Origin of the sequence: Crocosphaera sp., assembly GCF_030064895.1 — a bacterium.
In the GTDB taxonomy this organism is placed as follows: Bacteria; Cyanobacteriota; Cyanobacteriia; order Cyanobacteriales; family Microcystaceae; genus Crocosphaera.
In genome coordinates, this window is sequence record NZ_JASJEB010000043.1 from 1 (window position 1) to 25,063 (window position 25,063).

Annotated in this window: 29 protein-coding genes; 14 read left to right on the top strand and 15 right to left on the bottom strand. The window is 35.9% G+C overall.

Features of this window, described 5'->3' with window-relative positions:
* The first annotated feature begins 1,092 nt into the window (after positions 1 to 1,092).
* Positions 1,093 to 1,386, top strand: coding sequence for a hypothetical protein (locus QNJ66_RS11560; RefSeq protein ID WP_300506733.1), 294 nt, complete (start codon positions 1,093 to 1,095; stop codon positions 1,384 to 1,386).
* Positions 1,387 to 1,455: 69 nt separating this feature from the next.
* On the opposite strand, the gene rpiA is transcribed toward QNJ66_RS11560, so the two are convergent.
* Both rpiA and QNJ66_RS11570 read right to left on the bottom strand, forming a co-directional pair.
* On the bottom strand, positions 1,456 to 2,157 hold the full coding sequence (rpiA, locus tag QNJ66_RS11565) for a ribose-5-phosphate isomerase RpiA (protein WP_300506735.1): 702 nt from the start codon (positions 2,155 to 2,157) through the stop codon (positions 1,456 to 1,458).
* 127 nt (positions 2,158 to 2,284) lie between these two features.
* A complete protein-coding gene (locus QNJ66_RS11570) occupies positions 2,285 to 2,737 on the bottom strand; it encodes an RNA-binding protein (protein ID WP_300506738.1) in 453 nt (150 codons plus the stop codon).
* Between the two features lie 699 nt (positions 2,738 to 3,436).
* Between QNJ66_RS11570 and QNJ66_RS11575 the strand changes: the two genes are divergently transcribed.
* Positions 3,437 to 3,601, top strand: coding sequence for an NblA/ycf18 family protein (locus QNJ66_RS11575; protein WP_300506739.1), 165 nt, complete (start codon positions 3,437 to 3,439; stop codon positions 3,599 to 3,601).
* A gap of 56 nt (positions 3,602 to 3,657) precedes the next feature.
* The gene (locus QNJ66_RS11580) at positions 3,658 to 3,834 is read left to right on the top strand and encodes an NblA/ycf18 family protein (protein WP_300506742.1); all 177 of its coding nucleotides are present in this window, start codon (positions 3,658 to 3,660) and stop codon (positions 3,832 to 3,834) included.
* 493 nt (positions 3,835 to 4,327) lie between these two features.
* Here the strand turns inward: QNJ66_RS11580 and QNJ66_RS11585 are convergent, their stop codons facing one another.
* Entirely contained in the window at positions 4,328 to 4,654 is a 327-nt protein-coding gene (locus QNJ66_RS11585; RefSeq protein WP_300506744.1) for a hypothetical protein, read from the bottom strand.
* Between the two features lie 60 nt (positions 4,655 to 4,714).
* Here QNJ66_RS11585 and QNJ66_RS11590 point away from each other — a divergent pair, with 60 nt between their 5' ends.
* Together QNJ66_RS11590 and QNJ66_RS11595 are read left to right on the top strand one after the other, a co-directional pair.
* Complete coding sequence (locus QNJ66_RS11590) at positions 4,715 to 5,335, top strand: molybdenum cofactor guanylyltransferase (RefSeq protein WP_300506747.1); 621 nt, start codon at positions 4,715 to 4,717, stop codon at positions 5,333 to 5,335.
* 79 nt (positions 5,336 to 5,414) lie between these two features.
* Entirely contained in the window at positions 5,415 to 5,732 is a 318-nt protein-coding gene (locus tag QNJ66_RS11595; RefSeq protein WP_300506750.1) for a hypothetical protein, read from the top strand.
* A gap of 24 nt (positions 5,733 to 5,756) precedes the next feature.
* On the opposite strand, the gene QNJ66_RS11600 is transcribed toward QNJ66_RS11595, so the two are convergent.
* From QNJ66_RS11600 to QNJ66_RS11615, 4 genes are all read right to left on the bottom strand, one after another.
* Positions 5,757 to 6,089: a hypothetical protein gene (locus QNJ66_RS11600; RefSeq protein ID WP_300506753.1), complete on the bottom strand. Its 333-nt coding sequence runs from the start codon at positions 6,087 to 6,089 to the stop codon at positions 5,757 to 5,759.
* A gap of 113 nt (positions 6,090 to 6,202) precedes the next feature.
* Complete coding sequence (gene psaM / locus QNJ66_RS11605; RefSeq protein ID WP_300506756.1) at positions 6,203 to 6,295, bottom strand: photosystem I reaction center subunit XII; 93 nt, start codon at positions 6,293 to 6,295, stop codon at positions 6,203 to 6,205.
* A 99-nt stretch (positions 6,296 to 6,394) separates the two neighbouring features.
* A complete protein-coding gene (locus tag QNJ66_RS11610; RefSeq protein WP_300506759.1) occupies positions 6,395 to 7,249 on the bottom strand; it encodes a universal stress protein in 855 nt (284 codons plus the stop codon).
* Positions 7,250 to 7,334: 85 nt separating this feature from the next.
* Entirely contained in the window at positions 7,335 to 8,120 is a 786-nt protein-coding gene (locus QNJ66_RS11615; RefSeq protein WP_300506762.1) for a pentapeptide repeat-containing protein, read from the bottom strand.
* Positions 8,121 to 8,288: 168 nt separating this feature from the next.
* Here QNJ66_RS11615 and QNJ66_RS11620 point away from each other — a divergent pair, with 168 nt between their 5' ends.
* Both QNJ66_RS11620 and QNJ66_RS11625 read left to right on the top strand, forming a co-directional pair.
* The gene (locus tag QNJ66_RS11620) at positions 8,289 to 8,834 is read left to right on the top strand and encodes a Uma2 family endonuclease (protein WP_300506764.1); all 546 of its coding nucleotides are present in this window, start codon (positions 8,289 to 8,291) and stop codon (positions 8,832 to 8,834) included.
* A 7-nt stretch (positions 8,835 to 8,841) separates the two neighbouring features.
* Positions 8,842 to 9,714 carry a sulfotransferase domain-containing protein gene (locus QNJ66_RS11625; protein ID WP_300506767.1) on the top strand — a complete coding sequence of 291 codons (873 nt, stop codon included), beginning with the start codon at positions 8,842 to 8,844 and terminating at the stop codon, positions 9,712 to 9,714.
* Between the two features lie 8 nt (positions 9,715 to 9,722).
* On the opposite strand, the gene QNJ66_RS11630 is transcribed toward QNJ66_RS11625, so the two are convergent.
* The 5 genes from QNJ66_RS11630 to QNJ66_RS11650 all read right to left on the bottom strand — a co-directional run bounded on the left by QNJ66_RS11630 (position 9,723) and on the right by QNJ66_RS11650 (position 14,029).
* A complete protein-coding gene (locus QNJ66_RS11630) occupies positions 9,723 to 10,277 on the bottom strand; it encodes a Uma2 family endonuclease (protein ID WP_300506770.1) in 555 nt (184 codons plus the stop codon).
* A 66-nt stretch (positions 10,278 to 10,343) separates the two neighbouring features.
* Complete coding sequence (locus tag QNJ66_RS11635; protein WP_300506773.1) at positions 10,344 to 10,709, bottom strand: hypothetical protein; 366 nt, start codon at positions 10,707 to 10,709, stop codon at positions 10,344 to 10,346.
* Between the two features lie 15 nt (positions 10,710 to 10,724).
* Positions 10,725 to 11,204, bottom strand: a complete 480-nt coding sequence (locus QNJ66_RS11640) for an aspartyl protease family protein (protein WP_300506775.1) — start codon at positions 11,202 to 11,204, stop codon at positions 10,725 to 10,727.
* A gap of 97 nt (positions 11,205 to 11,301) precedes the next feature.
* A complete protein-coding gene (locus tag QNJ66_RS11645; protein WP_300506778.1) occupies positions 11,302 to 12,045 on the bottom strand; it encodes a response regulator in 744 nt (247 codons plus the stop codon).
* A gap of 175 nt (positions 12,046 to 12,220) precedes the next feature.
* The gene (locus QNJ66_RS11650) at positions 12,221 to 14,029 is read right to left on the bottom strand and encodes a GAF domain-containing sensor histidine kinase (protein WP_300506781.1); all 1,809 of its coding nucleotides are present in this window, start codon (positions 14,027 to 14,029) and stop codon (positions 12,221 to 12,223) included.
* Positions 14,030 to 14,150: 121 nt separating this feature from the next.
* Here QNJ66_RS11650 and cbiT point away from each other — a divergent pair, with 121 nt between their 5' ends.
* Both cbiT and QNJ66_RS11660 read left to right on the top strand, forming a co-directional pair.
* Positions 14,151 to 14,741 carry a precorrin-6Y C5,15-methyltransferase subunit CbiT gene (gene cbiT / locus QNJ66_RS11655; RefSeq protein WP_300506784.1) on the top strand — a complete coding sequence of 197 codons (591 nt, stop codon included), beginning with the start codon at positions 14,151 to 14,153 and terminating at the stop codon, positions 14,739 to 14,741.
* A 143-nt stretch (positions 14,742 to 14,884) separates the two neighbouring features.
* Positions 14,885 to 15,772 (top strand): phosphatidate cytidylyltransferase, encoded by an 888-nt coding sequence (locus QNJ66_RS11660; RefSeq protein WP_300506787.1) that lies wholly within the window; start codon positions 14,885 to 14,887, stop codon positions 15,770 to 15,772.
* Positions 15,773 to 15,820: 48 nt separating this feature from the next.
* On the opposite strand, the gene QNJ66_RS11665 is transcribed toward QNJ66_RS11660, so the two are convergent.
* A complete protein-coding gene (locus tag QNJ66_RS11665) occupies positions 15,821 to 16,873 on the bottom strand; it encodes a dipeptide epimerase (protein ID WP_300506790.1) in 1,053 nt (350 codons plus the stop codon).
* Between the two features lie 201 nt (positions 16,874 to 17,074).
* Here QNJ66_RS11665 and QNJ66_RS11670 point away from each other — a divergent pair, with 201 nt between their 5' ends.
* Positions 17,075 to 17,320, top strand: a complete 246-nt coding sequence (locus QNJ66_RS11670; protein WP_300506792.1) for a HypC/HybG/HupF family hydrogenase formation chaperone — start codon at positions 17,075 to 17,077, stop codon at positions 17,318 to 17,320.
* 17 nt (positions 17,321 to 17,337) lie between these two features.
* On the opposite strand, the gene QNJ66_RS11675 is transcribed toward QNJ66_RS11670, so the two are convergent.
* Positions 17,338 to 18,096 (bottom strand): response regulator transcription factor, encoded by a 759-nt coding sequence (locus QNJ66_RS11675; RefSeq protein ID WP_300506795.1) that lies wholly within the window; start codon positions 18,094 to 18,096, stop codon positions 17,338 to 17,340.
* Positions 18,097 to 18,202: 106 nt separating this feature from the next.
* On the opposite strand from QNJ66_RS11675, the gene QNJ66_RS11680 reads away from it, so the two are divergent.
* Complete coding sequence (locus tag QNJ66_RS11680; protein ID WP_300506797.1) at positions 18,203 to 18,949, top strand: creatininase family protein; 747 nt, start codon at positions 18,203 to 18,205, stop codon at positions 18,947 to 18,949.
* Here QNJ66_RS11680 and QNJ66_RS11685 read toward each other — a convergent pair.
* Positions 18,946 to 19,935, bottom strand: a complete 990-nt coding sequence (locus QNJ66_RS11685; protein ID WP_300506800.1) for a glycosyltransferase family 2 protein — start codon at positions 19,933 to 19,935, stop codon at positions 18,946 to 18,948. The two genes, QNJ66_RS11680 and QNJ66_RS11685, sit on opposite strands and share 4 nt — an antisense overlap.
* 144 nt (positions 19,936 to 20,079) lie before the next feature.
* On the opposite strand from QNJ66_RS11685, the gene purM reads away from it, so the two are divergent.
* The 3 genes from purM (at position 20,080) to QNJ66_RS11700 (ending at position 24,904) form a co-directional block, all read left to right on the top strand.
* Entirely contained in the window at positions 20,080 to 21,102 is a 1,023-nt protein-coding gene (gene purM / locus QNJ66_RS11690) for a phosphoribosylformylglycinamidine cyclo-ligase (RefSeq protein WP_300506854.1), read from the top strand.
* Positions 21,103 to 21,192: 90 nt separating this feature from the next.
* Complete coding sequence (locus QNJ66_RS11695) at positions 21,193 to 22,107, top strand: ABC transporter permease (protein ID WP_300506803.1); 915 nt, start codon at positions 21,193 to 21,195, stop codon at positions 22,105 to 22,107.
* A gap of 91 nt (positions 22,108 to 22,198) precedes the next feature.
* Positions 22,199 to 24,904: a family 10 glycosylhydrolase gene (locus tag QNJ66_RS11700; protein WP_300506805.1), complete on the top strand. Its 2,706-nt coding sequence runs from the start codon at positions 22,199 to 22,201 to the stop codon at positions 24,902 to 24,904.
* Positions 24,905 to 25,063: the final 159 nt, after the last annotated feature.

A 25,063-nucleotide genomic window follows, 5' to 3' on the forward strand; every position in this document is an offset into this window, starting at 1 on the left:
TGTCCTTGATTGATAATAGTTGATCTGATTAATTTCCCCCCGTCTCCCCATCTCCCCGTCTCCCCGTCAAACTCCAAGAATAAGTTTTTTGCAAAAATGGGATGCTCCCAAAGACAGGAGTTGATCTCTCTCAAAATGTAAATTAGTTATTATTTACTAACCTGATTTATCTAAATACAAATACTGTGGTTGATTTACCCAAGTATTGTCGTGTTTTTACTATTACTAAATTGATGAAAATGAAGATAAGATAAATTCATGTTGATTGAGAGCAGACCAATTTTACTGATGATACGATTTTAGGATATTTATTATCTTCATCTGCCGTTGCTCCGTCGAGATACACTTATAGCAATGGTCTGCTCCTTATTTATTTAAACCATATCTAATAACTTGTGTCATTTCATTTATCATTTAACATTTATCATTTATCATTCGTTTGAAAGTAGGCTTGAAACCTCTCTCAAACTTCTTTTTCCCTAAAGGGAGAGGTTTGAAACCAAAATGTTTAATGTTCAATGTTCAATGTTCAATGTTTGGTTAAGATGCTTTACCTTGACAGAAATGGGGTGGAATCATAGCTGATTCTCTCCTTTTTAAATTAAACAGAAGAATGATAAAATGGAATAGATTACATTATATTCTCAAGTATAAATGCTATGAGAAGATAACCAAGCGTGTGCCGATTAAGCCATGAGAAAAGGACATCTTGTCTTCCTTGTCTTGGTTTTGATTAGACTAATGTAGCTTGGTGGAAATAACCCACCAGTCGCAAAAGCCTAAAATCCTTACCAATCGATACTTTTGCCTTTTGACTTTTTACTTTTTACTTTCGCGTAGCGGCACTAGGCTCTATTCTTTACATTTGAATACAAAACTTCATATAAATTAACACTAAGGTTAGATAACTTGATGAAATGTAGCAATATAGGCACATTGACATATCATTTAATTGCTGTTTACCAAGTTTTTTAATAAAGATTTAAGATTTTGTCACATTAGCCCCTAGACAAACAAAAAGAAATTATTGTAAAAGGATAGCAAGTGAAACTAATCCCACTGTGAGATTAGTTAGGCTGTATTAATTGGGAGATGACCACCGTGTCTAACTTATTTCGTTCCCTACTCTTAAGTGTCTTGCTCAGTTTCGTTACCCCTGTCTTTTTTCTCGGGGCAGTTTTGGGAGCATTACTCACCCTCAGTTATATTCCAGGAATTGCCTTATTAGGTCAAATGGGACAAGAACTGGTTTTATCGTTTCTTTCCACCTTTGGAGAAGGATATCCCCTACAAGGAGTCTTAACCATCGGGGTAACTTGTGGAATGGTTGGCGGTTTATTCGATGTTTTTAATTTTTGTTTATATCAGGATATTCGTAGTCAATAGCTAATTAACTAAATACACCAAAAAAGAGGACAAAAATAATTGTCCCCAGAATATTGCGAGAATATTGGTTTAAATTTCTCGAACAACAGGCTTATTATCAATAATTTCACCCACTAAAACCACATCTGTCACCCCAACAAATAAACCATTTTCCAGAACACCAGGAATGTTATTAATGGTTTTTTCAAGGGTTGCAGGGTCGTCGATGCTGTCAAACTTAACATCAACTACTAAGTTACCTTGATCGGTTACCACAGGGCCAGCTTTTTTAACTCCCATGCGTAAATCTGGTTTGCCGCCTAACTGTTCCAACTTGCGCATCACAGGAACAACGGCTTTAGGGATAACTTCCACTGGCAAAAGAAAAGTTGAACCCAACTTATCCACCAGTTTACCGCCATCAACAACTACAATAAACTCTTCTGCCAAACTATCGACAATTTTTTCTTGGGTATGTGCCGCGCCACCACCCTTAATTAAATTCTTTTGAGGATCAACCTCATCAGCCCCATCGATGGCTACGTCGATGCGATCGACCACATCTAGGGTGCTTAAAGGGATATTATACTTTCTCGCCAAGACTTCTGCTTGAAACGAAGTGGTAACACCAACAATATTTTTTAAGTCTCCCGATTGCAAGCGTTCACCAATATATTGTATGGCGTAGGCAGTGGTTGAACCTGTCCCTAAACCAACAATCGAATCTGACTTAACGCGGGCTGCTGCTGCTTTACCCACCTCTTGTTTCATCATCACAACCGGATCTGACATGGACGATTTCCTATAATAATCAATGGTGTCATTTTATACAGTTTTGAGAATTAAGAATAGGGGATAAGTTGGCCTTCAATCAACTATTTCAGGCCACTGAGTCAATCCCTTATCTTTTGTCCAATCCTTAATTATTAGAAGAAGCGGTCAACATTTCTTTGAGTTGAGCTAATTGATCAGCCCAACGGGGATCGGGTTGAAAGCTTTCGTTAGAAGAACCGCCACTGGATGAGGTAGAACGATTATTGCGTTTTTTGCCACCACCTTTTTTGGACTTGGTTGGTGCAGGTTTACTTTCTACATTTTCCTCTTCACCCTCTTTCCCTTTGCTACGAGGTAATGCCTTCTCAATTTTGAGAGGATTATCCATGAAAGTCTGACCATTGTATTTTTCAATAAATGCGTCAGCTAATTCGTCATTGGGAACGGTAACGAAGGCAAAACCACGACATTTGCCGGTCTTGCGTTCTTTAATGACCTTAATAGATACGATTTCGCCCCCATCCACGAATAATTCTTCTAGGGTTTGACGTTCTAGATTGTCCTTGGGTAAATTACCTACATATAAGCGAATAGGCATTTAAGAGATACCTCCAGTAATTGAGTTGATAAAAAACTTGCTCAAGCTGCCTGTTTGGGGGCTCGTTTGGCTAAAAGTCCATAGAAAATAAGAAACGACTCTACTATGACTTTCCAAGCCATAAGAAAGGCTTAGTTGCCCCTTATTGGCTTGTGCCATTGAAATCACTTTTTCTTTAACGATACTAAGATCAGACGATTGCATCATTGAGACTTGGCTTTTTCCTGTTCTATTGATAGAAATGGATTGAACGGATAATGCCCTATTAGATTATTACAGATTGTATAGACGATTCGTCAAATTATCCTCTAAAAAAAAAATAATTTTCTTATCAGCTAATTAGATAGCTTGACTCGCTGCTATCTATTATCCACTGTTTCTTGCCTAAAAGCTAGGGTTAAACTTTCTGTATATTGTTATCTTTTCAGTATATTTTTACCACTATTGTTCACTTTGAGCAACTTTTTGTTAAAAAACTTGCTAAAAATGATGTTGTGTGCATAGTCATGCAACTTGCCTGGGTACTCTAAAAACGAACAAGGAACTTTGACCCACAAGGATGAGTCACCGTATTTCACACACAAGGTAGACATTCTGTCAATTCTTTGTTACATTACTTTATTATTGAAGGTAAGTTATTGAATTAACTGCTCACTCAAGTATTGCAACAGCAAATCTTTGATTAAATAAGGAGCCATTATGGAAAACACTTCATGTAATTTAACATTAGAACAACAATTTGAAATGAAACGGATGCGTGATGCTGCCAACCAAATGAGTCGGGAGCAAGCATTAGATTTATTAATGCAAGCATCAAGATTACTAATGGTTAAAACCAATGTTATTCGCAATTTGGGCAAATAACTCCTTTTTTAACCGTTAATACCGAGCTAATTTTTAATTAACATAGAGAGGTCATTATGGACGCAAAAGCATTTGAATTGTCCCTAGAACAACAATTTCAACTCCAATGTTTACAAAAGGAGTTCCAAGACTTAGAAAGAGACCAAGTCATCGATTATTTAGTTGAGACAATGCAGCAAATCATGGCTAGAGACAATCTGATCAGAGATTTGATGAAAAACGAACTCTTCTAGTGTCTTTAGATTAGACATTCTCCATCTCGTGTCAAGCTTCTGCTTCATGAAACCTACACAAACCTACACGGGTTTACTGCTCAGTCCCTATGTCGACCGATGTAGACGACTCCTTATAGTCCACAGGAGTTCATCGATAAGCTAACGGCGTTTTCAACAAATTATTGTTGTTTTTCGAGATTAGTAACAGGTTTCTAGAACTTATTGATAGTTTCTTTCCTTTACTTTTTCCAGCTTGGTCTTCACTCATTTGAGGAAGGATAACCTGAGTAAGCCTCTGTTGTAACCGTAGTCATTCTAGCACTTAATTTCAAGGTAAGTCAATGTTTGACTGATAAAGGTTTGTTAATAAAGACTAGACACTAGGTCTAGTATTGTAGAGATTTTTTTCTTGTAGAAAAAGCTATTATCTTCTACGCAAATGCAGAAGAGGGACAAGGGGTGTTGGGAGGTCAATCTATAGCTCGAGACTCTATGCTAAGGAAATGTTATTTTAATTTTTTCTTCGCCAAACCCGAAACATCAACCCCAAACAGACTAAAATGTAACCCGATGTGAGCAGGCCGTTAAAATATAGTAATCGGAATGTAAGTGTTTCCGATGTTTGTAAAGAGCTTAACCAGAGTAAGCTATAAGCTATTGCCCAAATAAAGGTTAGTTTGAGGGAAAAACGACTGGCCGACAATACTTTATTGCTCCCTTGATGATGGTAAACTGTCCAAAGCGCAGGAACCCAACCAACTACAGGGATAAGACGGGTTATTTGTGCTAACTTTTCTAGTTTTTGCTCTTGAAATGGATCATTATGGCGATTCTTCATTATTCTAGCCCTTAAATGATGGACAATTGATAAATAATTAATTGATTATATTTTGATAATATGGAAACACCTTTGAAAAGGGATCTTAGTGCCATTATCCTTGCAGGAGGAAAAAGTTCTCGTATGGGTAAAGATAAAGCACTGATAGAGATACAAGGTGTTCCCTTATTACAGCGTACTGCTACCTTTATTAAAGGATATGCTAACCCAGTTTATATTATTACCCCTTGGATAGAACGTTATCAAAGGATTGTTCCTGCAAACTGTCAGTTATTGCGAGAAAATTGTCCTTCTGGGAAAACTCAAGGTCCCTTAGTCGGATTCGCTCAAGCATTAGTTTATGTTAAGACAGAATGGGTTTTGTTGTTAGCCTGTGATTTACCTAATCTAACCATTCAAGCAGTAGAAGAATGGTTAAAACAGTTACAGAAAGTTGATGATCAGGCCATCGCTTGTTTACCCCGTCATCAAAAAGGATGGGAACCCTTGTCTGGGTTTTATCGTTCTTCGAGTTTAACTTCCTTAGATAGCTTTATTCAAGCAGGAGGGCGATCATTTCAACAATGGTTACAACTTCATTGTGTTCAAGAATTATTGGTGAGCGATCGCTCAGTTCTTTTTAATTGTAATACCCCGATGGATCTTACAAGAGTGACATTCTCGCACGCTAACTACGTTTAGGGTACTTGACCATAGACATTTGAGTATTTTTTGTCTTAATATGGATGTACGATACGCCTGAATAGCGAGAAGAAGATTAATGTCAACAGTAACCGAAAATGATCTCAAACGACTGGAGGAATTGATCAACAACCGTTTTGATCGCTTAGAAGAGGGACAAAAAGCTTTAGAAGAGGGACAAAAAGCTTTAGAGAAAGGACAAATAGAGATAAAAGAAAGATTAGCAGTCATCGAAACTCGTCAAGAAGACTGGAAACCATCCATTGACAAAATATCAGATTTAGCTGAAAAAGTCGGAGAATTAAAAAATTGGAGACAAATAGTAATTATCGCTATTACAGCAAGTATTAGTGGTGTTGTTGGTTGGGTACTTCGGGGAGGAACTTTTAAACCCTAAATTAATCTAATTTAAGATTTTTCATTAATTCAACCAAAAAATCTTTCTTTGTGTTGGGTGTAAACGGGGACTTTGTTCTTCCATCACTTTATCAATTTTATGGGGATCAAAATTGTGTCGAAAATCATCCCTTAACTGAGAAACTCGTTTTTCTGTTTCTTCTACTTCTACTCTAATCTCTTTTAACTGCGCTTTTTGTGACCATTGATGGGGAATTAATTGAAATAAGCTAACCATGGCCACGGCAGATAAAATGCCATTAATTGCTAATTTAATTGTGATTTCTGTGGCTACCCATTGATGTTCAGAGTTAGCAGTGGCAACTGGTTGACGACGGGAACGACGTTGTCTAGACATGGATGTATGTTAAACAGATAACTTTTCTATAACAATCTATCCACCCCAAAGAAAAACCGAAAACAATGGCTTTTATTGGGATGAATAGCTATCTGTTTTATTAAACGAAACAGTTACTTATAAAGTTCCGTGGCTAAGCGAAAAGCGAGAAAGCCGGGAAGCAAAGAAATCAGTAAAGCAATTACAATTTGGGTTTCAGATAACATCGATAGTGATCTCCTAGAATCGGATTAGTTTTATCCTTACTTTGCATCATCAATGCCTCTTTGTGAAACATTCTGTTACAAAGGTTTAACTTTTCTTGTCTACAGGCCCTCTTTACGAACCATGAGGACAGGACAGTTTGCTTTAACCCGAACATAATCTGATAGAGATGTTCCTAAGAGGCGATCCAAGTCTGGTATTGCTTTGGCGATGGAAGGACGGCGATCGGGCGATCCCAACAACAGTAAGTCCACGTTGTATTCTTCTGCCAAACTACAGATTTGTTCGGCCGGCCGACCCCCTGTGACAGCACAACGATAAGGAATACCCATCCGTTTCACTTTTTGCGCTGCTTCTGAGACAATGGGGTTATTCTCCATTTCTGCTTTTGAGAGAGGCAGTAAGTCTGATTTAATATCAGGGTTAACCCTACCAAGGATTAATTCTGCTCCTTGATAGTCTCGTAATAGATACAAGGCTAAATCTAGGGCATATTGGGACGCAGGAGACTTATCTAGGGCAACCATGACCCGTTTAATCTTTTTCACATAGACATCATCCTTAACCAACAACATGGCGTGATTGCTGAGTTGGAAGACGTATTGACTGACAGATTGGTTTAAGATGGCTTGGAGACGTTGTAGACCCCGTGAACCCATAATAATTAAATCGGCATCGATCTCATCAGCAACCTTACAAACGGTGTCTTTGGGGTCTCCTTGGCGTAGCATGGTGGAGACACGAGTGGGATCTAATTCCAGTTTTTCGAGGGTACTGGCCACCAATTTTCCCCCTTCTTCCCATTTATCGCTGATTTCCGTGGTGGTGATCTGAGGAGGGACAACGTGCAGAATATTCAAAGCTGCTCGTTGAATAGCAGGAAGATCCATCAACACTTCCAGCATTTCTTGGGTTTTTCCTTTTCCTGATTCAGTATATAAGATTTTTTCGAGCATGGATTGAATCTCAATTATTAACCATGATTAACTGTTTATTACTATTAGAATACTGCTATTTTTTGCCATTATATTTAACATTTTATTAAGCTCGAATGGTCTCTGATAGGTCTACACCCCTTAAGTTAGTTTGTTCTAGATTGGTTCCTACTAAATTTGCTCCCCGTAGGTTGACTCCTTCTAGGTTGGCATAACTGAGATTAGCATAACTCAAATTTGCTCCTTGTAAACTCGCTCCTTGTAGGTTAGCGTGGGCTAAATTACTCCATCTTAAATCCAGGCGATCGCCTTTAATTTCTTGTAGATTGGCATGAACAAAATAACTATGACATAAATGGCATTGAATCAATTGTGCCTGAGATAAATTAGCTCGATAAAAATAAGATGATTGTAATTCAGCTTCATACAAACTAGCTTGGGAAAGATTGGCTTCACAAAAGTTAGTTTCTTGTCCATAAACTTCACTTAAGTTAGTACGATTGAGTTGAGCTTGACTAAAATTTGCTTTTTGGATTTGACTATTTCTTAGGGATGTTCCAATTAAATTTGCTTGATATAAATGAGCTTGAATTAAGTTACTTTGGCGTAGATTTGCTCCCATTAAGTTAGCTTGTTTGAGGTTGGCGTAACTGAGGTTTGCTGCGGTTAAGTTGGCCTGGTTTAGCTGTGCTTTTTCTAAGTTTGCCTGGATGAAATTGACTCTTTCTAAATTAGCTTTACTTAAATTAACTTGGCGAAAATTCCCTTGTTTAAGATTTTTTCCTCTTAGATCAATTTCTTGTAAATCTGGGCTAATTTGAGGGTTATTTTTTCGCCAAACCATCCATATATTTTCTTTTTCTAAGATTGCTAAATGTTCTTGATTGGCCATAATTATACTTGCTTTTTGAATTGCCTTTATTAATACTTTACCAAATTATGGTAAGGTTTGACTTTTTTTTATATATTTTAGACATATATTTTCAAATTAAACAAATATGCTAAGATGACAAAGATCAAGATTGTCGTGACAATTATTTGAGGAGAATTAACAATAATTATGTATAGTGTTGCTAAATGGTCAGTAGCAGATTATCACAAAATGATTGAGGCGGGAATTTTAAGCGATCGCAGTGTAGAATTAATCTCAGGAGAAATACTAGAAATGAGTCCAGAAGGTCCTTTTCACCACTATCTTAATATTAGTATTGTTGAGTATCTACGGTCACTGTTAGGAACAGAAGCTGTTATTAGTGAGGGACATCCTATTACTTTAACTGACTCGGAACCAGAACCAGATATTGCTGTTGTTCGTTCCCCTTATAAATTGTATCTTAATCATCATCCTTACCCAGAAGATATTTACTGGTTAATTGAAATTGCTGATAGCACTTTAGGCAAAGATTTAGGTATTAAAAAAACAATTTATGCTACCGCTAATATTCAAGAATATTGGGTAATTGCTCTCAATTCAAAAACATTAAAAGTCTTTCAATATCCTGAAAATAATGATTATAAAATCAAAAAAGACTATAATAGTGGTTTTGTTTCTCCCTTATCCTTTCCTGAAATTAAAGTCTCTGTTAATACACTATTAGGAAATTAGATTAAGTATGTCAATTACGAGAAAAAAACCAAGTTATTACAATCATAACGGATTTTTAATGCCGATGGGATTCCCCGTTGAAGGGTTTACTTCTGCACTAAAATATCAAGCACAACCGTCAGATATTTTTCTTGTTACTTATCCTAAATGTGGTACAACTTGGACACAATATATTCTATTGTTAATGCAGCATAAAGGAAAACCTTTATCCCCCTCAGAAAAATTAGAAACTTATATCCCTCATTTAGAAGAAGTAGGAAAAGAATCTATAGAAAAGTTACCTCAACCTAGAGTTATAAAAACCCATTTACCTTATAATTTAACCCCTTATCATCCACAAGCAAAGTATATTTATGTTGCTAGAAATCCTTTTGATTGTGCGGTATCATTTTATCATCATACTCGGGGTTTTATTAAACATTATAATTTTGCTGATGGAAGTTTTAATGACTTTTTTGAATGTTTTATAAGGGGAGAAGTTGACTTTGGAGATTATTTTGATCATTTAATTCCTTGGTATGAACATAAAGATGATGAAAATGTTTTATTTTTTACCTACGAAAGCATGAAAGTTAATCTTAAGATAATAATTATAAAAATAGCAAACTTTCTAGGAGGAGATTATTTAAACTGTATAGAAAATGAGCAAATTTTAAACAAAATTATTGATAATAGTTCGTTAAAAAACATGAAAATCAATCAACAGCGTTGGTCTAGTAAACGTCCTGAAAATATGCCATCTTTTATTAGGAAAGGAGAAATAGGAGACTGGAAAAATTATTTTTCGGATGAACAGCAGCAAAGATTGAAAGAAAAGTTTATGATGAGATCTGCTGGAACTAGATTAGAAAATATTTGGTTAGATAAAGGTATTTTTTAGATAATTAACTATTCTAAAGCCATCAACTTTTTAACATCAATTTCTACTTTTGGGAAAGCAAGAGGATTGATAATTTCTTCTTGATATGTTTTGGTGATTTTATAATCATCTGCTTGAGGATTTTGGAAAACGTATAATATTTTATTCTTAATATCAATTACCCAGTATTCAGTAATATTAAATTTAGCATATAAAGCCTTTTTGTCTATTAAATCTTTATTAAGGGTACTATCTGCAATTTCGATAAGCCAATAAATATCTTCAGGATAGGGATGACGATTAAGATATAAAGTATCTGGACTGCGAACAATGGTAATATCTGGTTCTGGTTCTGAATCTAATAATGTGATGGGATGAGATTCCATAATTTCTGCTTCATTGCCTAAAATTGATCGTAAGTATTTAACCCCTCGATGATTTAGAAAACGATGAAAGGTTTCTTCAGGACTCATTTCGATAATTTCTCCTGAAATTAATTCTACATGATGATTATTGATAATTCCAGCTTCAATCATGCGGTGATAATCTTCTATTGTCCATTTCATTAAAGTGTATGTGGTCATATCATTAAACCTGTTAAAACAAGTTGAGAAAGATTATTATAAAGAGATGTTTTAATTTATAATATTTTATTTATTTTGATCAACCTGAAAAAATGCTCCTAAAATTCCACCAAACCAACCTAAAGTAGTAAAAAATACGTTTTGCATAAAATCAGGTGTTGATTTATCTGGATAAACCAAAGAATAAATAAAGATAAAGACAAACGAAGTGATACACACCCCCATTAATAGTTTGTTGATCTGAGTAATAATTCTAAGTTTTATTTCTCTCTCAGTAAGTTTTATTTCTTTCTCAGAAGGCTCCTCTGTATTAACTTCATTAATCTCAATGATCCTAGTTGCATCAACATTGACTTTTTCTTGATTAAAATTAGTTTTACCTAACCAAATAAACCTAATATATTTAGAGAAAAACTCTGTTAATTTATTCATTATTTCCTATTACTCCTAACTAGAGGTATCACAAGATCCTGGACACTGATAAATCCATCTTTTCTCTTGTCCATCAAACATTACTTTATTTTGGTTAAGAATATCTCTACCAATTAGTCCATAGCTTTTAGGAGTAGCTATCACTTCAATATTAGAAAAGCTCTCATCTCCCAATCTAATATTAACAAAATAAGTTGTTCTTTCAACAGTAGTATCGTTAACACCACGAACATTAACGGAACTATAGTTTAATCCACCTAGTTGTTTAATTTTTTTTTCTGGCAAACAAGTCATCACTGCTGCAGTATCAAAAATAGCATCAATATCTATCTTTTTTGAATCATCAGATGGGTTAAAGACTGTGATAACAGTATCTGGACTGGGTAAATCTTGATGTTGAAGATTTCCATATTTTCCTTTTATGGGCATGGGAATGATTTTGTGAAAAACTAAATATTCTTCATGATAAGACCACGAAGAATACCATGATAACAATATTTCTAATGAAAATCAAAACCTTGTCTTAAGTCGTAAGTTAGACAATATTTTTTGATTATCAAATAAATTTCAAAACTGAGTTGTTATTAACAATTTAGACTAGCTCATAATAGGGTAACTCAATGGTATCATTATATTGTTGAATTTTTTTTAAAAAACAGGATTCTTTAGGATGATGGTGTTGTAGTCGTTGAAGTAATTTTGTTTTATTCAAATCACTATCAATAATGTTTCCATTTAGAAAAGCAATATACTGACCTTTATATTGATTTAATGATTCCTTTGAATTAATCAAATTTTCATAAGCTTGAACATTAGGATCTAATTTTTTGTAAAGTTTTTCAAGTTCATCTCGAGTATCTTGTAAACCCGCTTCTAAAACTTGTTCATGGGCTTCTAAAACTCCAAGTGCATGCTTCAAAATTTCAGGTTCTATTTTACTACGAATAACTTCTTTTAAATCTGCTTGTTTGTGGATAAAACCATCAGCATTCAAGTTATTTGCAAGTGTTTCATATTGTTGATGAGCAGATAGAACAAACACAGGAATATTACTATTAATTCCTTTGATTTCTTCTAAAGCATTCAATCCTTCTTGTTCTCGACTTTCTCCCATGTGTACATCAAGAAGAAAAAAGTACGATTCTTGATCACCTGCTGGAGAAACTGTTGTTTGTGTCTTATCAATTAGAGAAACTGCTGTTTGTGTATTATCGATTAAGGTAACACGAAAATTCAACTCTTCTTCTAAAATATCTTTGACCGTGTTTTGAATTACACTATCATTTTCCATTAAAATGACTTCTACTCTTGGTCTTGGAATCAAAGGAAAAACCATTTTAAAACCTCCTTAAAAATAGAGAAACTAAGTTTATATAAGTAGTTAGACAAAGTTAACATGAACTATGAAATCAATGAACAGGAAATAAGCACAAGACAATAGTTTAAGCTTAATTGATCTGACACTTGCCAACACAAAATCTTCTATCTATGACTACTGATAACACATTTTCCTAAGATTTTGTTGTTATGTAACGTCTCAGAGGGATTTTAACATAAAATTTACTTCCTTTTCCAATTGTAGAATTAAAATAGATTTTCCCACCATATTGATTTAGTATTTGCCGCACAACATATAGACCTAATCCCGTACCGCCTTCACTTTTTTTCGTTGTAAATCCTTTCTCATATACTCGCTCACCAATATCATTACTAATCCCTATTCCATTATCTTCAATAGTAATTAAGATATATTCAATTGTTTGCGACCTGTCAATACAGGTTTCAATGGAAATCTCTCCTTTTTTGGGTGCGGCTTTATGAATAGCTTTTTCAGCATTAGTCAGCAAATTGAAAATAATATGTTTGATTTTTCTCTCATCAATAGCAATAACAGGAATTGTATCATCAGATTTTAGATTAACTTCAATGTCTAAATTACTTAAGTCAAACCAAAAATTTTGAATAACTTCTTTGATGGCTACATTAACATTAACAGAAATAGGTTCATCTGTTTTTAAGTCATTAATTACTTCTTTAATACGTCGATTGATAAACTGCATTTGTTTTTCAATTAAATCTCTATTTCTATTGCTTAGATTACCATTATGAACTAATTTTTGACAAACCTGATAAAAGTTAATTAATTCGGTTTTGTATTGATGTAAAATCCTATGAGATAAATTATCAATACTTATCAAAAGAGATATATTTCGCTGATTATTAAGCATTTCATTGATTTTTTTGAGTATATGAATAATTTTTACCCTAGAAATAATTGCTGCTGTTAAAAAGGCGATTTGCTCTAGAAAATTTTTATGATCTTGATAAAATTTGTGTTTATATTGGGTATAAACAGATATAGTTCCAACGCATTCATCTTGGACATATAAAGGAAGACAAGCAATAGATTTAAGATGATTATTTTTAATCCATTCTTGATTATTAAATCTTTTGATTTCAAACTCATTAATATCCTCAATATATATAGGCTTTTGGCTTTCATAAACTTGTCCAACAATCTTACTTCCCGCTTTCACAGAACCATCTTTTCTTCCTTCCCAAGAAATATTATGAGTGCTAGATCCAATTTTAAGATATAAATCATTGTTGTCATCAGGAATACGAATAATACATACTTGATAAGGCAAAAAATCTGCTGTTAAACTTTTTCCAACTAGATCATAAACTTCTTGTAAATTAAAGTTTCTTTGGGAACGTTCTAACTCAACTAATTTTTTAATTAATCTTTTATCAATGCCTAAAGATTGTTTTTGCTTAAATAAAGAAATAAAATCAGCAACCACTCTACCAATCATCATTAACCAATAAACATCTTCTCGTTTAAATCTTTTTGATTTTCTTTTATTAAAAACTGTAAGGGTACCAAAGGTTCGATAGGAACCATTTAGAGGAACTGAAATTCCGCACTTTAATTCACCTAATTTTTCTTTATACAAATCTCCATTTACCATTGAATATTCCTTCTCAAGGTTATTAGAATATTGGGGATCTCCATGACCATACTCAGCATCATAAGGAGGAATAGCTTTTCCTGAAAAACTTTCTCCTGGTAGATATTGTTCATCAGGAAACCAGGAATTATCTATTTTATTTCCATCTTTATCAATGCCATCAATTCCTATTCGTTTAATTATGCCATCTTTAGAAAACAAAAATAAAGAAGCAACTTGAACATTCAATTGTTTACGAACTTCAGCTAATGCCATCCTAACAACTTCATCAATACTCTGACAGTGCGTTAAATTCTTACTAATATCATTGAGATTTTTTAATTCTTGACGAAGTTCTTCAGTGTTCATTTTTAATACTCAATGTAATTTCTGACAATCCACGTTCTACAATATTAAACAGCCCAAAAAGAAGATTCCTAACAGTGGGACAAATTGTTACTTTATTTAACTTCCAAAAGGTTATACAATCATGCTTTGGCCTTATAAAACCCCTGGTATTCCTGATAATCTCTTTGCAAGACTACCAGGTATCCCCCTCAGTAAACGAGAAGTGCGTCTACTGCTCATTTCCGCCTTAAGATTGAAACAAAACTCAGTAGTGTGGGATATTGGTGCAGGAACCGGTACTATTCCCGTTGAACTTGGCCTATTATGCCCTGATAGTCAAATTATTGCAGTTGAACGAGACGAAGAAGTGGTTAGTCTCATTGGTCAAAACTGCGATCGCTTCGGTGTAAAAAACGTGAAGATTTTTGAAGGACAAGTCCCTAACTGTCTCAACGAACTAGATCCATTACCTGATCGCATCTGCCTCGAAGGGGGAAAACCCATCAAAGATATCCTAACAGAACTTTGGCAACGATTAAAGCCCGAAGGAAGGCTAGTAGCCACTGCTTCTAACTTAGAAAACCTTTATCTGATTTCAGAGGGTTTATCAGCCCTCCAAGCGCGGAATATAGAGGTAGTTCAAGGAGGGGTGAACCGTCTCGAAACCAGAGGAATTTCTCAAACTCTGGCTGCGGTTGATCCGATATTTATTCTCAGTGGTGAAAAATTTTAAGGTTTTGTAGGATAGAAAAAGAGGCAATTACTAAGAATTCTGGAAAATTGGTCGGGTGAAGGGAAAAAAATTTGTTAACCTTTCATAAGGAATCCTTAATCTTATTGGTTCATAACTCCTCACCTTAATCTATTTCTATCATTATGCCTTGGACTCGAATTATTACGGCCATTGTTGCTATTTTCCTCGCCTTGGGAATGTTAATTGTCGGGGGATGGTATTTTACCGTCGGACTCTGTGTTATCGTCTTTTTGGGACAACTGGAGTATTTTCAATTAGTTCGCGCTAAAGGGATCGCCCCGGCAGCGAAAACAACTCTGGTGGTATCTCAAATATTATTGATCAGTTCCGCCATCGCCCCACCCCTGACGGACGCTTTATTTCCCTTAACTGGGGCTTTAATCTGTTTTTACCTATTATTTCAGCCAAAATTAGCCAGTATTGCTGATATTTCCACCTCAGTCTTAGGACTATTTTATGGAGGTTATTTACCAAGTTATTGGGTAAGATTACGAGTAGGTTTTGCCCATGCTGTTCCTACTGTGGATGTAGCGAGTAGCAATTTACCGTTTATGGGTTATTGGCCGGAATCCTGGACCGAACCCAAATTATTTCCCCCTGCTTTAACCGTCACTTGTTTAGCGTTTGGTTGTATTTGGGCGGCGGATATTGGGGCTTATATTATGGGAAAATGGTTAGGGAGAACCCGTCTGTCTGATATTAGTCCCAAAAAAACAGTAGAAGGGGCATTATTTGGCTTATTAGGAAGTATTATTGTTGGAGAAATTGGTGCTTGGTATTTGGGATGGCCTTATTGGTATTTAACAGGAATGGTTTTAGGGCTATTAATTGGTATTGTTAGTTTATTGGGCGATTTAACAGAATCGATGATGAAAAGAGATGCGGGAGTTAAAGATTCTGGTCAATTAATTCCTGGCCATGGTGGCATTTTAGATCGAACGGATAGTTATGTTTTTACTGCCCCTTTAGTCTATTATTTTGTTACTTTATTCTTACCTTTATTACAGTAAATAGAGTTAACTGTCTTAACAGTGTCAACCTCACTCCTGCCTCCTGCCTCATGCCTCCTGCCTCATCTCAATCCCTAATCCAGCTAAATTATTAAGGCTTAATTTTCCTTCTTTTAGACTAACTCCTTGAAAGGGATCATCTATTAAGTTTAAGTGACTATCTAAGTCTAAATAATCAGCATAAGCAGCTAAATGAGTCATAGCAGTATTAGCTAAACTACTATCAGAATAACAACCATACATAACTTGTAATTTACAAGTTTTAGCTACGGCGATCATTCTCATTACCTCACTTAATCCTCCTGCTTTCATTAGTTTAATATTAATGCCATGAATATAGGGAGATAGTTTGATAATATCTTCACTTTGAAAACAACTTTCATCCACAAAAATAGGTAAAGGCGATCGCTGATATAATTGGGGTAAATTGCCCTCATCTCCTACTTTTAAAGGTTGTTCTAAATATTTAACATTTTGTTTAGCTAACCAATCACTCATAACAATAGCTTCTTTTAATGTCCATCCTCCGTTAGCATCTACTGTTAAAGGAAGATGGGGAGTTGCTTCACGGATAGCTAAAATCATCGCTTTATCTGCTTCTATTCCCTCTGGAGAACCCAACTTAATTTTTAATAGTTTTACATCCATAAAATTGAGCCAATTTCTCACTCTTTCAACTGCTTTTTCTGGGGAACTAATTCCAATTGTTACAGAGGTAGAAAAACAGCGATCGTCTTTTAATCCCCAAAGTTTCCAAAGAGGTAAATTAACCTTTTTTCCTAACCAATCATACAAAGCAGTATCAATGGCAGCGCGTAGGGAAGAATTCAGCTTACTTTCTAATAAAATGCTTTCTATTTCTTGTCTTTGTAAGGGATGATATTTTTCTAGATTAGGAATAATTTTTATTAATTCTTGTTTTAATTTTTCACTATTTATACTACTTTTTTTTGTTACTGAGAAAGGAGAAGCTTCGCCCCAACCTTCTATTTCTTCTGCTTCTATTTTGATCCATAAATTAGTATTTTTAGCAGTAGTTCCCCGACTAATGGTTAAAGGAAAGCGTTTATGAACGGTAAAAGGTTGAATGGTAAGACGCATCAAATTTACGAAAGTTTATTAACAAGCAACAAACCCTAAAAAATTAATTAATCAACTAAGGGAATATTTATTGTTACTGTATCATAAAAGCTAATCCATCAGGTAAATTTACTTATGGATTATTATCTGAGAGTCTTTAGCAGAAAAGAAGACAGAGAACACATTTCTATCCCATATCCATCCATTGAGGTTTAAATAATTATGTGTTTAGCGGTTCCTGGAAAAGTGGTTAGTATTAGTGGAGATGATCCCTTATTGAGAAAAGGAAAAGTTAGTTTTGGGGGAGTCATTAAAGAGGTTAGTTTAGCTTATGTTCCCGAAGTAAAAATTGATGACTATGTAATTGTTCATGTGGGGTTTGCCCTTAGTATTTTAGACCAAGAAGCAGCAGAAAAAAGTCTCGCCGAATTTCGAGAAATGGAAGCGATTTTATCAACAGACAATTGATAACTGTTAACTGTTAATTATCCAAACCGATAACCAAACCCCCGAACCGTAATTAAATATTGGGGTTGACTGGGATCTTGTTCCAATTTTTCCCGTAACCAACGAATATGAACATCAACAGTTTTGGTATCTCCTAAAAAATCCGGTCCCCAAATTTGTTCAATCAATTGGTCCCTTGACCAAACCCGACGGGGATAACTCATAAACAATTCTAATAAACGATATTCCTTAGGGGAAAGGTTAACTTCTTGTTCCCCTAGTGTCACGCGACATTCTTGGGTGTAGAGGGTAATATCACGAAACTGTTTAACAGAACTCGATGAAGAACTGGTGAAGTTTTGACGGCGAATTAAAGCCCGACAACGGGCGACTAATTCTCGCATACTAAAAGGTTTAGTCAAATAATCATCCGCCCCCACTTCTAAACCCAAGACACGGTCAGTTTCGCTGGCCTTGGCACTGAGAATTAAAATAGGAATAATATTGCCGTGATAACGCAAGAGACGACAGATATCTAAACCATTCACTTGAGGTAACATCAAATCTAAAACCAACATATCAAATTCCGTTGCTGTTGCCGTCGGATTTTCCTCTTCCTGTTGTAATAGATTGAGTGCCGTTCTTCCATCGCTAACTGCGGTGATGTCATAACCTTCCTCTTCCAAGGCCAGGACAATCATATCTCTGATCACGTCTTCATCTTCCACCACCAGGATGCGGTGAGTGTTGACTACAGAAGAGTTAGGGGGATTTTGATTGGTATCAATAGACAACATAATTAACCTAATTTGTGATTCTATGCCAATATAGACAACAAAACTAAACCGTTAGAATGGAAAACATTCTCATCCTTGTTATACCACTGAATCAGGATTAAGTACTATGTTGCTACATTTAATGACCTGGCCCGAAGTCCAAGACTATTTACAAACCAATACAGGGATAATTCTTCCCATTGGTTCAACCGAACAACACGGACCAACCGGGTTAATTGGAACCGATGCAATATGTGCAGAAGCGATCGCTAAAGGAGTAGGAAAAGCGACTCAAACCGTAGTTGGACCGACGATTAATGTAGGGATGGCGTTACATCATACGGCCTTTCCTGGCAGCATGAGTTTACGACCTAGTACCCTGATTCAAGTAATCCTTGATTATCTTACCAGTTTAACAGCAGCCGGATTTACTCGTTACTTTTTTATTAATGGTCATGGCGGTAATATTGCCACTTTAAAAGCTGCTTTTTCTGAAAGTTATTATCATTTATCCCATCTCAATCTGCCCCAAGCAGATCAAGTTCGAGCTAAGGTAGGGAACTGGTTTATGTGTCGTTCAGTTTACCAAAAAGCTAAAGAATTATATGGAGCTCAAGAAGGATCTCATGCGACTCCTTCTGAAGTAGCTGTAACTCAATTTGTTTATCCTGAGTCTATTAAAAATGCTTCTTTATCTCCTGATGTTAATTCGGGTTATCCTATTTATGGAGCAACGGATTTTCGCGCCCATTATCCTGATGGTAGAATGGGATCAAATCCAGCTTTAGCAACCCCCGAACATGGTAAAGAATTGTATGAATTAGCTGTTAAAGAATTGAGTGAAAGTTATTTGAAATTTGCTCAAGCTGATTAACTTAAATTAGAGTTTTCTAACTGTTTAGAATCTTGTTGATTCTCAAACCCGTAACGTTCTCGAATTAAATAGAGAGGACGTTGTTTGGTTTCTTCATAAATACGGCCTAAATATTCTCCGAGTATTCCTAATGTAATTAACTGTACACCCCCAATAAAGAGTATTGTAACCATCAAAGACGCATATCCAGGCACATCGATGCCTAAAATAATCGTTCTAATAATGAGAAAACTACCATAAATAAAAGCTAATAAAGATAAAACAACTCCTAAATAACTCCAAACTTTTAAAGGCACTAAACTAAAAGAAGTAATCCCATCTATGGCAAAATTCCATAACTTCCAATAATTCCATTTGGTCGTCCCTTGGAGTCGGTTGGGGCGATCGTATAATACATAAGTCTGTTTGAAACCAACCCAAGCAAATAACCCTTTCATAAAACGAGTCCTTTCCGGCATGGTTTTGATCGCTTCTATAACTCGTCTATCTAGTAAACGAAAATCTCCAGTATCACGGGGAATAGGAACACTACTAATACGACCAATTATACGATAAAAGGCATTAGCTGTTGTCTTTTTAAACCAACTTTCTCCTTGTCGTGAACGACGTTTTCCAGAAACAACATCGTACCCTTCTCGCCATTTTTCAACAAATTGTTCGATTAATTCAGGGGGATCTTGTAAATCAGCATCAATAGGGATAATAGCCTTTCCTTGAGCGTTTTCTAACCCTGCGGTTAGGGCAATATCTTTGCCAAAATTACGAGAGAGACTAATAACTTTAATCTCTGGACAACGATGATGATAATTAATTAAAAGTTCTAGGGTTCGATCTTTGCTACCGTCATCTATACACACAATCTCATAGGATAAGCTTAGATGATTTAAAACCTTGAACAGCCTCTCAAAAAGCACATCAAGACCCTCTTCCTCATTGTAACAAGGCACAATAATTGATATTTCTACTTGATTAGGATTAAAAGACATAATGCTATTGCCAATTCTTAAGAGACTATATCTCGATAAATAAGTTAATTATGAAAGTTTTAGAGGATAAATTCTTCTGAGATATTTAAGAGAATATCAGTTACAATGACTGAATGCAAGTTAACAGAGTTTCTCCAGTTTTCTATGGACTATCAAGACGCAGGGGTTAATATTGAGGCCGGTCGTTCATTTGTCGATAAAATTCGTCGTTCTGTGGAGAGTACCTACAGTTCCCAGGTTTTAGGAGGATTAGGGGGTTTTGGAGGTTATTTTGAGTTACCCACAGGTTATGAAAATCCTGTTTTAGTTTCTGGTACCGATGGGGTAGGAACTAAGTTAAAAATCGCTCAAGCTATCAATTCTCATCATACTATTGGTATCGATTTGGTGGCTATGTGTGTCAATGATATTTTAACTTCTGGGGCTAAACCTTTATTCTTTTTAGATTATTTGGCTACAGGAAAATTAAACCCTCAACAATTGAGTGATGTGGTAACAGGAATTGTGGAAGGATGTCGTTTGAGTGGTTGCTCTTTATTAGGGGGAGAAACCGCAGAAATGCCGGGTTTTTATGGAGTGGGTGAATACGATGTGGCAGGATTTTGTGTGGGTATTGTGGAAAAAAGTAAACTGCTGGATGGTTCACAAATTCAGGTTGGTGATGTGGCTATTGGGTTAAGTAGTAGTGGAGTTCATAGTAATGGTTTTAGTTTAGTTCGTAAAATTGTTGAAGTTAATGATATAAACTGGAGCGATCGCTTTGATAAATTAGGTGAGAAAACTTTAGGAGAAGTTCTCTTAACACCGACACAAATTTATGTTCAACCTATTCTAGAAGCGTTAAAATCAGGTTCGGAAATTAAGGCTATGGCTCATATTACAGGAGGGGGTTTACCTGAAAATTTACCCCGTTGTTTAAAGGAAAATCAATCTATTAAAATTAATCCAGAAGCTTGGCCAGTTTTACCTATTTTTCAATGGATTGCTGATATGGGAAATGTTGAATCTTCTGCTATGTTCAACACTTTTAATATGGGAATTGGTTTCGTTATTATTGTTCCTAAAAATCAAGCAATTAGTACCATAGAATGGCTTAAAAGTAAAGATATATTAGCTTATGAAATAGGTGAAGTTATGGAAGGAAACAGAGAGCTAATTGGAATATAAGTAGTCGGACATAAATATAGCTGTAAAGCTACTCCTGCCTCCTGCCTCCTGCCTCTTCTCAACTGTAAAGTTTATTTTTTTGTTTCTGAAATGAGTTTTTTGGTGGATTATTTAGCAGCAACAATTCGTTTATCTATTCCTCTTGGTTTTGCTGCTTTAGGAGGAATGTGGTCAGAACGTTCTGGGGTTTTAAATATTGCTTTAGAAGGAATGTTATTAACAGGAGCTTTTGTGAGTGCTTCTATTGCTTTGCTAACTAATAATGCTTGGTTAGGATTAATACTAGGCTCTGTAATTGCTGGATTAGTTGCATTATTACACGCTTATTTATCTATTACTTTAAAAGTCAATCAAATTGTCTCAGCTTTAGGAATTAATTTATCTATAAGTGGATTATCTGCTTTTTTGAGTCGCCTTATTTTTTCCCAAAGAGCTACCAATACATTACCTAAACTATCCATTTTTGATTGGTTAACTTCTGAAAAATACAAGTTGATTTTATCTGTTGAAAACTTATTTGTATTTTTCTTGATTTTTTGTGCATTTTTTAGTATTCATATCTTATTTGATACAAATTTTGGCTTGTCAGTTAGAGCCGTAGGTCAATATCCCTTAGCCGCAGAAACAGCAGGAATTTCTGTTAACTTCATTCGTTATATTTGTGTAACTTTATCGGGGCTATTATGTGGAATTGGGGGAGCTTATTTAGCCCTAGTTCATATCCAATATTTTGCTGAAGGAATTGTCTCCGGAAAAGGATATATTGCCCTAGCTGCCGTAATTTTTGGAAGGTGGCACCCTCTGGGAATAATGGCAGCTTGTTTTTTATTTGGAGCAACAGAAGCCCTACAGTTAAGAATACAAGCTTTTAATCTCAATATTCCCTATCAATTTTTGAATGTGTTGCCATATCTTGTTGCTTTATTAGCATTATTAGGATTAGGGGGTAAAGTCTCCCCACCCAAAGCCTTAGGGATTGCTTACAATAAAGAAATTAGAGAATAATGCTATTACGAAATGCCACCATAAGCACAGTTTACGATAGAATAATCGAAATTTAAAAAATGCCAATAAATCAGATAGTGAGGAGTGTGTTGTGTTGAGGAAAGTCAAAAGGGAACAAACTAAGCCATTGAAGAAAAAAAAAGTAGTTTTTAGTCTAAAATCCCTACTGAAATTACTTTCACCCCTCATTGCTTCGAGTTTCTTAATCACACCCTCCCATGCACTCCTGGGTAGAGTAGGAGTAGTGAGAAGTCCCGAAAATCAACAACAGTGGACATCCATTCGGAATCGTCTCCTCGCCACCGGAATGCAATTTTGTTTGCTCGAAGCAGAAAATTGGCAGACAGCAGAAGACCTTAGAAACGTTCGCACCCTATTTCTGCCCAATATAGAAACCATTACCGGGCAACAGGCAGAAGCCATAGAAAATTTGGTATCAAGGGGCGGAAATCTGATTGTTAGCGGACCAACGGGTAATTTATCTGAATCTGCCGTTAGAGACCAGTTACGGGCTTTATTTGGGGCTTATTGGGGCTTTTCTACCTCCAGTCCTTCTACCATCAGAGTTCAAGATACCAGTCAACTTGGCTTCGTTAACCCGGCCAGTCTCAGTGGTTCTTTGATCGGGGGGGTGATCATTCCCAGTTCCCTTACTGCTCAACCCCTTGCTGTCTGGTTAACAGAAAACAAACCTCCGGCAGTCATGATCAATGAGCAAACCATTTTTTTAGGGTGGCGTTGGGGGTTTAATGGTGTAACCTCTGCCGCCTTTGATGTTACTTGGTTAAAAACTGTTTTAAATCGCTATGGTATCAACGAAACCAATCAATTAGTCGCAGAAAATAGTGGAGAAATTCCCCCTTGCAATATAGTAGATTTCAATACCCCTCAGCAATCTTCCCCCATTTTGCCCCCTGTATATCTTCCCCAACCAGAAAAACCTCAAACCACCCCAGAACAAACTTTAATTAAAATCGATCTCACCCCAGAGTCTTCTCTTCCCTCAGAAATTTTGATCAGCGATCGCCGTTCTCAAGGGTTGAATTATCGGCCAAATCCTGCCACAGTGCCGGGTATTTCCCCTCAACAAGCCCAAAACATGACAGAGGAGTTATCTAACCTCATTGTTCGCTTTGAAAGTACCCTGATCGCCTCCCTTGCCCATAACCAACCAATTTCCAACCAAAATAATTTAGCCCTGAGTCAGTCCCAAGAAGCTCTCAAGCAAGCTAAACTTAGTCTGCAACAATTTCAAGGATTATTACAACAAAAACAAGACAAACAAGCGCGACAAGTCTGGTTAAAGGCCCGTCGTAGTCTCTGGGATAATTATCCTAGCGATCGCTCTGTGGCTCAACCGGAAGTGCGGGCTATGTGGTTAGACCGGGGCAGTATTGTCAAAACCAGTTCAGAAGCGGAGTTAGCGGTATTATTCGACCGTATGGCCGAAGCTGGTATTAATACGGTTTTCATGGAAACTGTCAACGCTAGTTATCCTATTTATCCTTCTAAGGTAGCACCGGAACAAAACCCCTTAACTAAAGGTTGGGACCCCCTCAAAGTTGCCATTAAATTAGCCCACGAACGCAACATGGAACTTCATGCTTGGGTTTGGGTGTTTGCGGCAGCTAATCAAGGTCATAATAAGGTCTTAGAACAACCGAAAAATTATTTAGGGCCAGTGCTTTCCCGTAATCCTGATTGGGGAATAACGGATAAAAAGGGTAATTATTTTGATCAGGGGCAACAATTTAAAAAGGCTTTTCTTGACCCTGCTAACCCCAGAGTTCAAGACTATTTACTGTCATTATTTGATGAAATTGTTCGGAATTATGATGTAGATGGAATTCAATTTGATTACATTCGTTATCCCTTTCAACAACCGCAAATTAATCAAACTTTTGGTTATAGTAAATCCTCTCGTTATCTGTTTCAAGAAATGACTGGGGTTGACCCTATAGAAATTTCTCCCGGCCATCGTTTATGGAATCAATGGACGGAGTTTCGTGTTAATCAAGTTGATAGTTTTGTGGCCAGAGCATCTCGTCATTTAAAAAGGGTTAAACCTGAGTTAATTGTTTCTGCTTCTGTCTTTCCTATTGAACAAAGAGATCGCGTCTTTCGTTTGCAACAAAATTGGGAAGAATGGATGAGACAAGAATGGGTTGATATGATAGTTTTGATGACTTATGCTCTCGATACTGATAATTTGGAAGAACGGATTAAGTTAGTTTTTGATGATAGTTTATCTCGCTCTGCTTTAGTGATTCCTGGGTTACGTTTATTGAAGGTTCCTGACCCTGTGACTATCGATCAATTACAATTTGTTCGTAATTTGCCTATTAGTGGTTTTTCTCTCTTTGCTACGGAAAATTTGACTCCTTCTTTACAAGGTTTATTGAGTCGGGTTCAAAGTTCTGAAAATACCCAACCTTTACCCTATCGTCAACCTTTTAAAACGGCTTTATTCCGATATCAATCTCTACAAAAAGAATGGAGATTTTTAGCGGATAAACAAAGGTTAAAAATGGATAAAAACACCTTAAAAAATATTGATAATCAAGGACAAAATTTAGAAAAAGCTTTGGAACAACTAGCAATGAAACCATCACAGCAAAATTTAAAAATAGCTCAACAAACTTTAAGGGAATTTAAACAACAGTTTCCTAACTGGATGAGAAACCATAAACAAATTTATACTTATCAAGTTCAAGTTTGGGAAAACAGACTAGAAACTTTAGATAAATTATTAGTTTATGGAGAAAGAAAAATGATTAGCAATTCTCGACTAAGATAAGAACAATTATAGTAGTTCCCATACTTGTGAGGTACATAGTTTTCTAGTTTTAGGAGTTCGGAGTTCGGAGTTCGGAGTTCGGAGTTCGGAGTTCGGAGGAGCGATATTAGGTGTACCTCATGAGTCCGGGAAACGCTATAAGGTTGAATTTTATTATTG

Coding starts and splice junctions, on each gene's coding strand:
- QNJ66_RS11570 (WP_300506738.1), bottom strand. CDS start 2,737: ATGCCTATTCGCTTATATGTAGGTAATTTACCCAAGGACAATCTAGAA.
- QNJ66_RS11650 (WP_300506781.1), bottom strand. CDS start 14,029: ATGAACACTGAAGAACTTCGTCAAGAATTAAAAAATCTCAATGATATT.
- cbiT (WP_300506784.1), top strand. CDS start 14,151: ATGCTTTGGCCTTATAAAACCCCTGGTATTCCTGATAATCTCTTTGCA.
- QNJ66_RS11635 (WP_300506773.1), bottom strand. CDS start 10,709: ATGAATAAATTAACAGAGTTTTTCTCTAAATATATTAGGTTTATTTGG.
- QNJ66_RS11615 (WP_300506762.1), bottom strand. CDS start 8,120: ATGGCCAATCAAGAACATTTAGCAATCTTAGAAAAAGAAAATATATGG.
- QNJ66_RS11610 (WP_300506759.1), bottom strand. CDS start 7,249: ATGCTCGAAAAAATCTTATATACTGAATCAGGAAAAGGAAAAACCCAA.
- psaM (WP_300506756.1), bottom strand. CDS start 6,295: ATGTTATCTGAAACCCAAATTGTAATTGCTTTACTGATTTCTTTGCTT.
- QNJ66_RS11590 (WP_300506747.1), top strand. CDS start 4,715: ATGGAAACACCTTTGAAAAGGGATCTTAGTGCCATTATCCTTGCAGGA.
- QNJ66_RS11625 (WP_300506767.1), top strand. CDS start 8,842: ATGTCAATTACGAGAAAAAAACCAAGTTATTACAATCATAACGGATTT.
- QNJ66_RS11695 (WP_300506803.1), top strand. CDS start 21,193: ATGAGTTTTTTGGTGGATTATTTAGCAGCAACAATTCGTTTATCTATT.
- QNJ66_RS11665 (WP_300506790.1), bottom strand. CDS start 16,873: ATGCGTCTTACCATTCAACCTTTTACCGTTCATAAACGCTTTCCTTTA.
- QNJ66_RS11660 (WP_300506787.1), top strand. CDS start 14,885: ATGCCTTGGACTCGAATTATTACGGCCATTGTTGCTATTTTCCTCGCC.
- QNJ66_RS11600 (WP_300506753.1), bottom strand. CDS start 6,089: ATGTCTAGACAACGTCGTTCCCGTCGTCAACCAGTTGCCACTGCTAAC.
- QNJ66_RS11645 (WP_300506778.1), bottom strand. CDS start 12,045: ATGGTTTTTCCTTTGATTCCAAGACCAAGAGTAGAAGTCATTTTAATG.
- QNJ66_RS11630 (WP_300506770.1), bottom strand. CDS start 10,277: ATGACCACATACACTTTAATGAAATGGACAATAGAAGATTATCACCGC.
- purM (WP_300506854.1), top strand. CDS start 20,080: ATGGACTATCAAGACGCAGGGGTTAATATTGAGGCCGGTCGTTCATTT.
- QNJ66_RS11670 (WP_300506792.1), top strand. CDS start 17,075: ATGTGTTTAGCGGTTCCTGGAAAAGTGGTTAGTATTAGTGGAGATGAT.
- QNJ66_RS11685 (WP_300506800.1), bottom strand. CDS start 19,935: ATGTCTTTTAATCCTAATCAAGTAGAAATATCAATTATTGTGCCTTGT.
- QNJ66_RS11575 (WP_300506739.1), top strand. CDS start 3,437: ATGGAAAACACTTCATGTAATTTAACATTAGAACAACAATTTGAAATG.
- QNJ66_RS11595 (WP_300506750.1), top strand. CDS start 5,415: ATGTCAACAGTAACCGAAAATGATCTCAAACGACTGGAGGAATTGATC.
- rpiA (WP_300506735.1), bottom strand. CDS start 2,157: ATGTCAGATCCGGTTGTGATGATGAAACAAGAGGTGGGTAAAGCAGCA.
- QNJ66_RS11675 (WP_300506795.1), bottom strand. CDS start 18,096: ATGTTGTCTATTGATACCAATCAAAATCCCCCTAACTCTTCTGTAGTC.
- QNJ66_RS11585 (WP_300506744.1), bottom strand. CDS start 4,654: ATGAAGAATCGCCATAATGATCCATTTCAAGAGCAAAAACTAGAAAAG.
- QNJ66_RS11620 (WP_300506764.1), top strand. CDS start 8,289: ATGTATAGTGTTGCTAAATGGTCAGTAGCAGATTATCACAAAATGATT.
- QNJ66_RS11560 (WP_300506733.1), top strand. CDS start 1,093: ATGACCACCGTGTCTAACTTATTTCGTTCCCTACTCTTAAGTGTCTTG.
- QNJ66_RS11680 (WP_300506797.1), top strand. CDS start 18,203: ATGTTGCTACATTTAATGACCTGGCCCGAAGTCCAAGACTATTTACAA.
- QNJ66_RS11580 (WP_300506742.1), top strand. CDS start 3,658: ATGGACGCAAAAGCATTTGAATTGTCCCTAGAACAACAATTTCAACTC.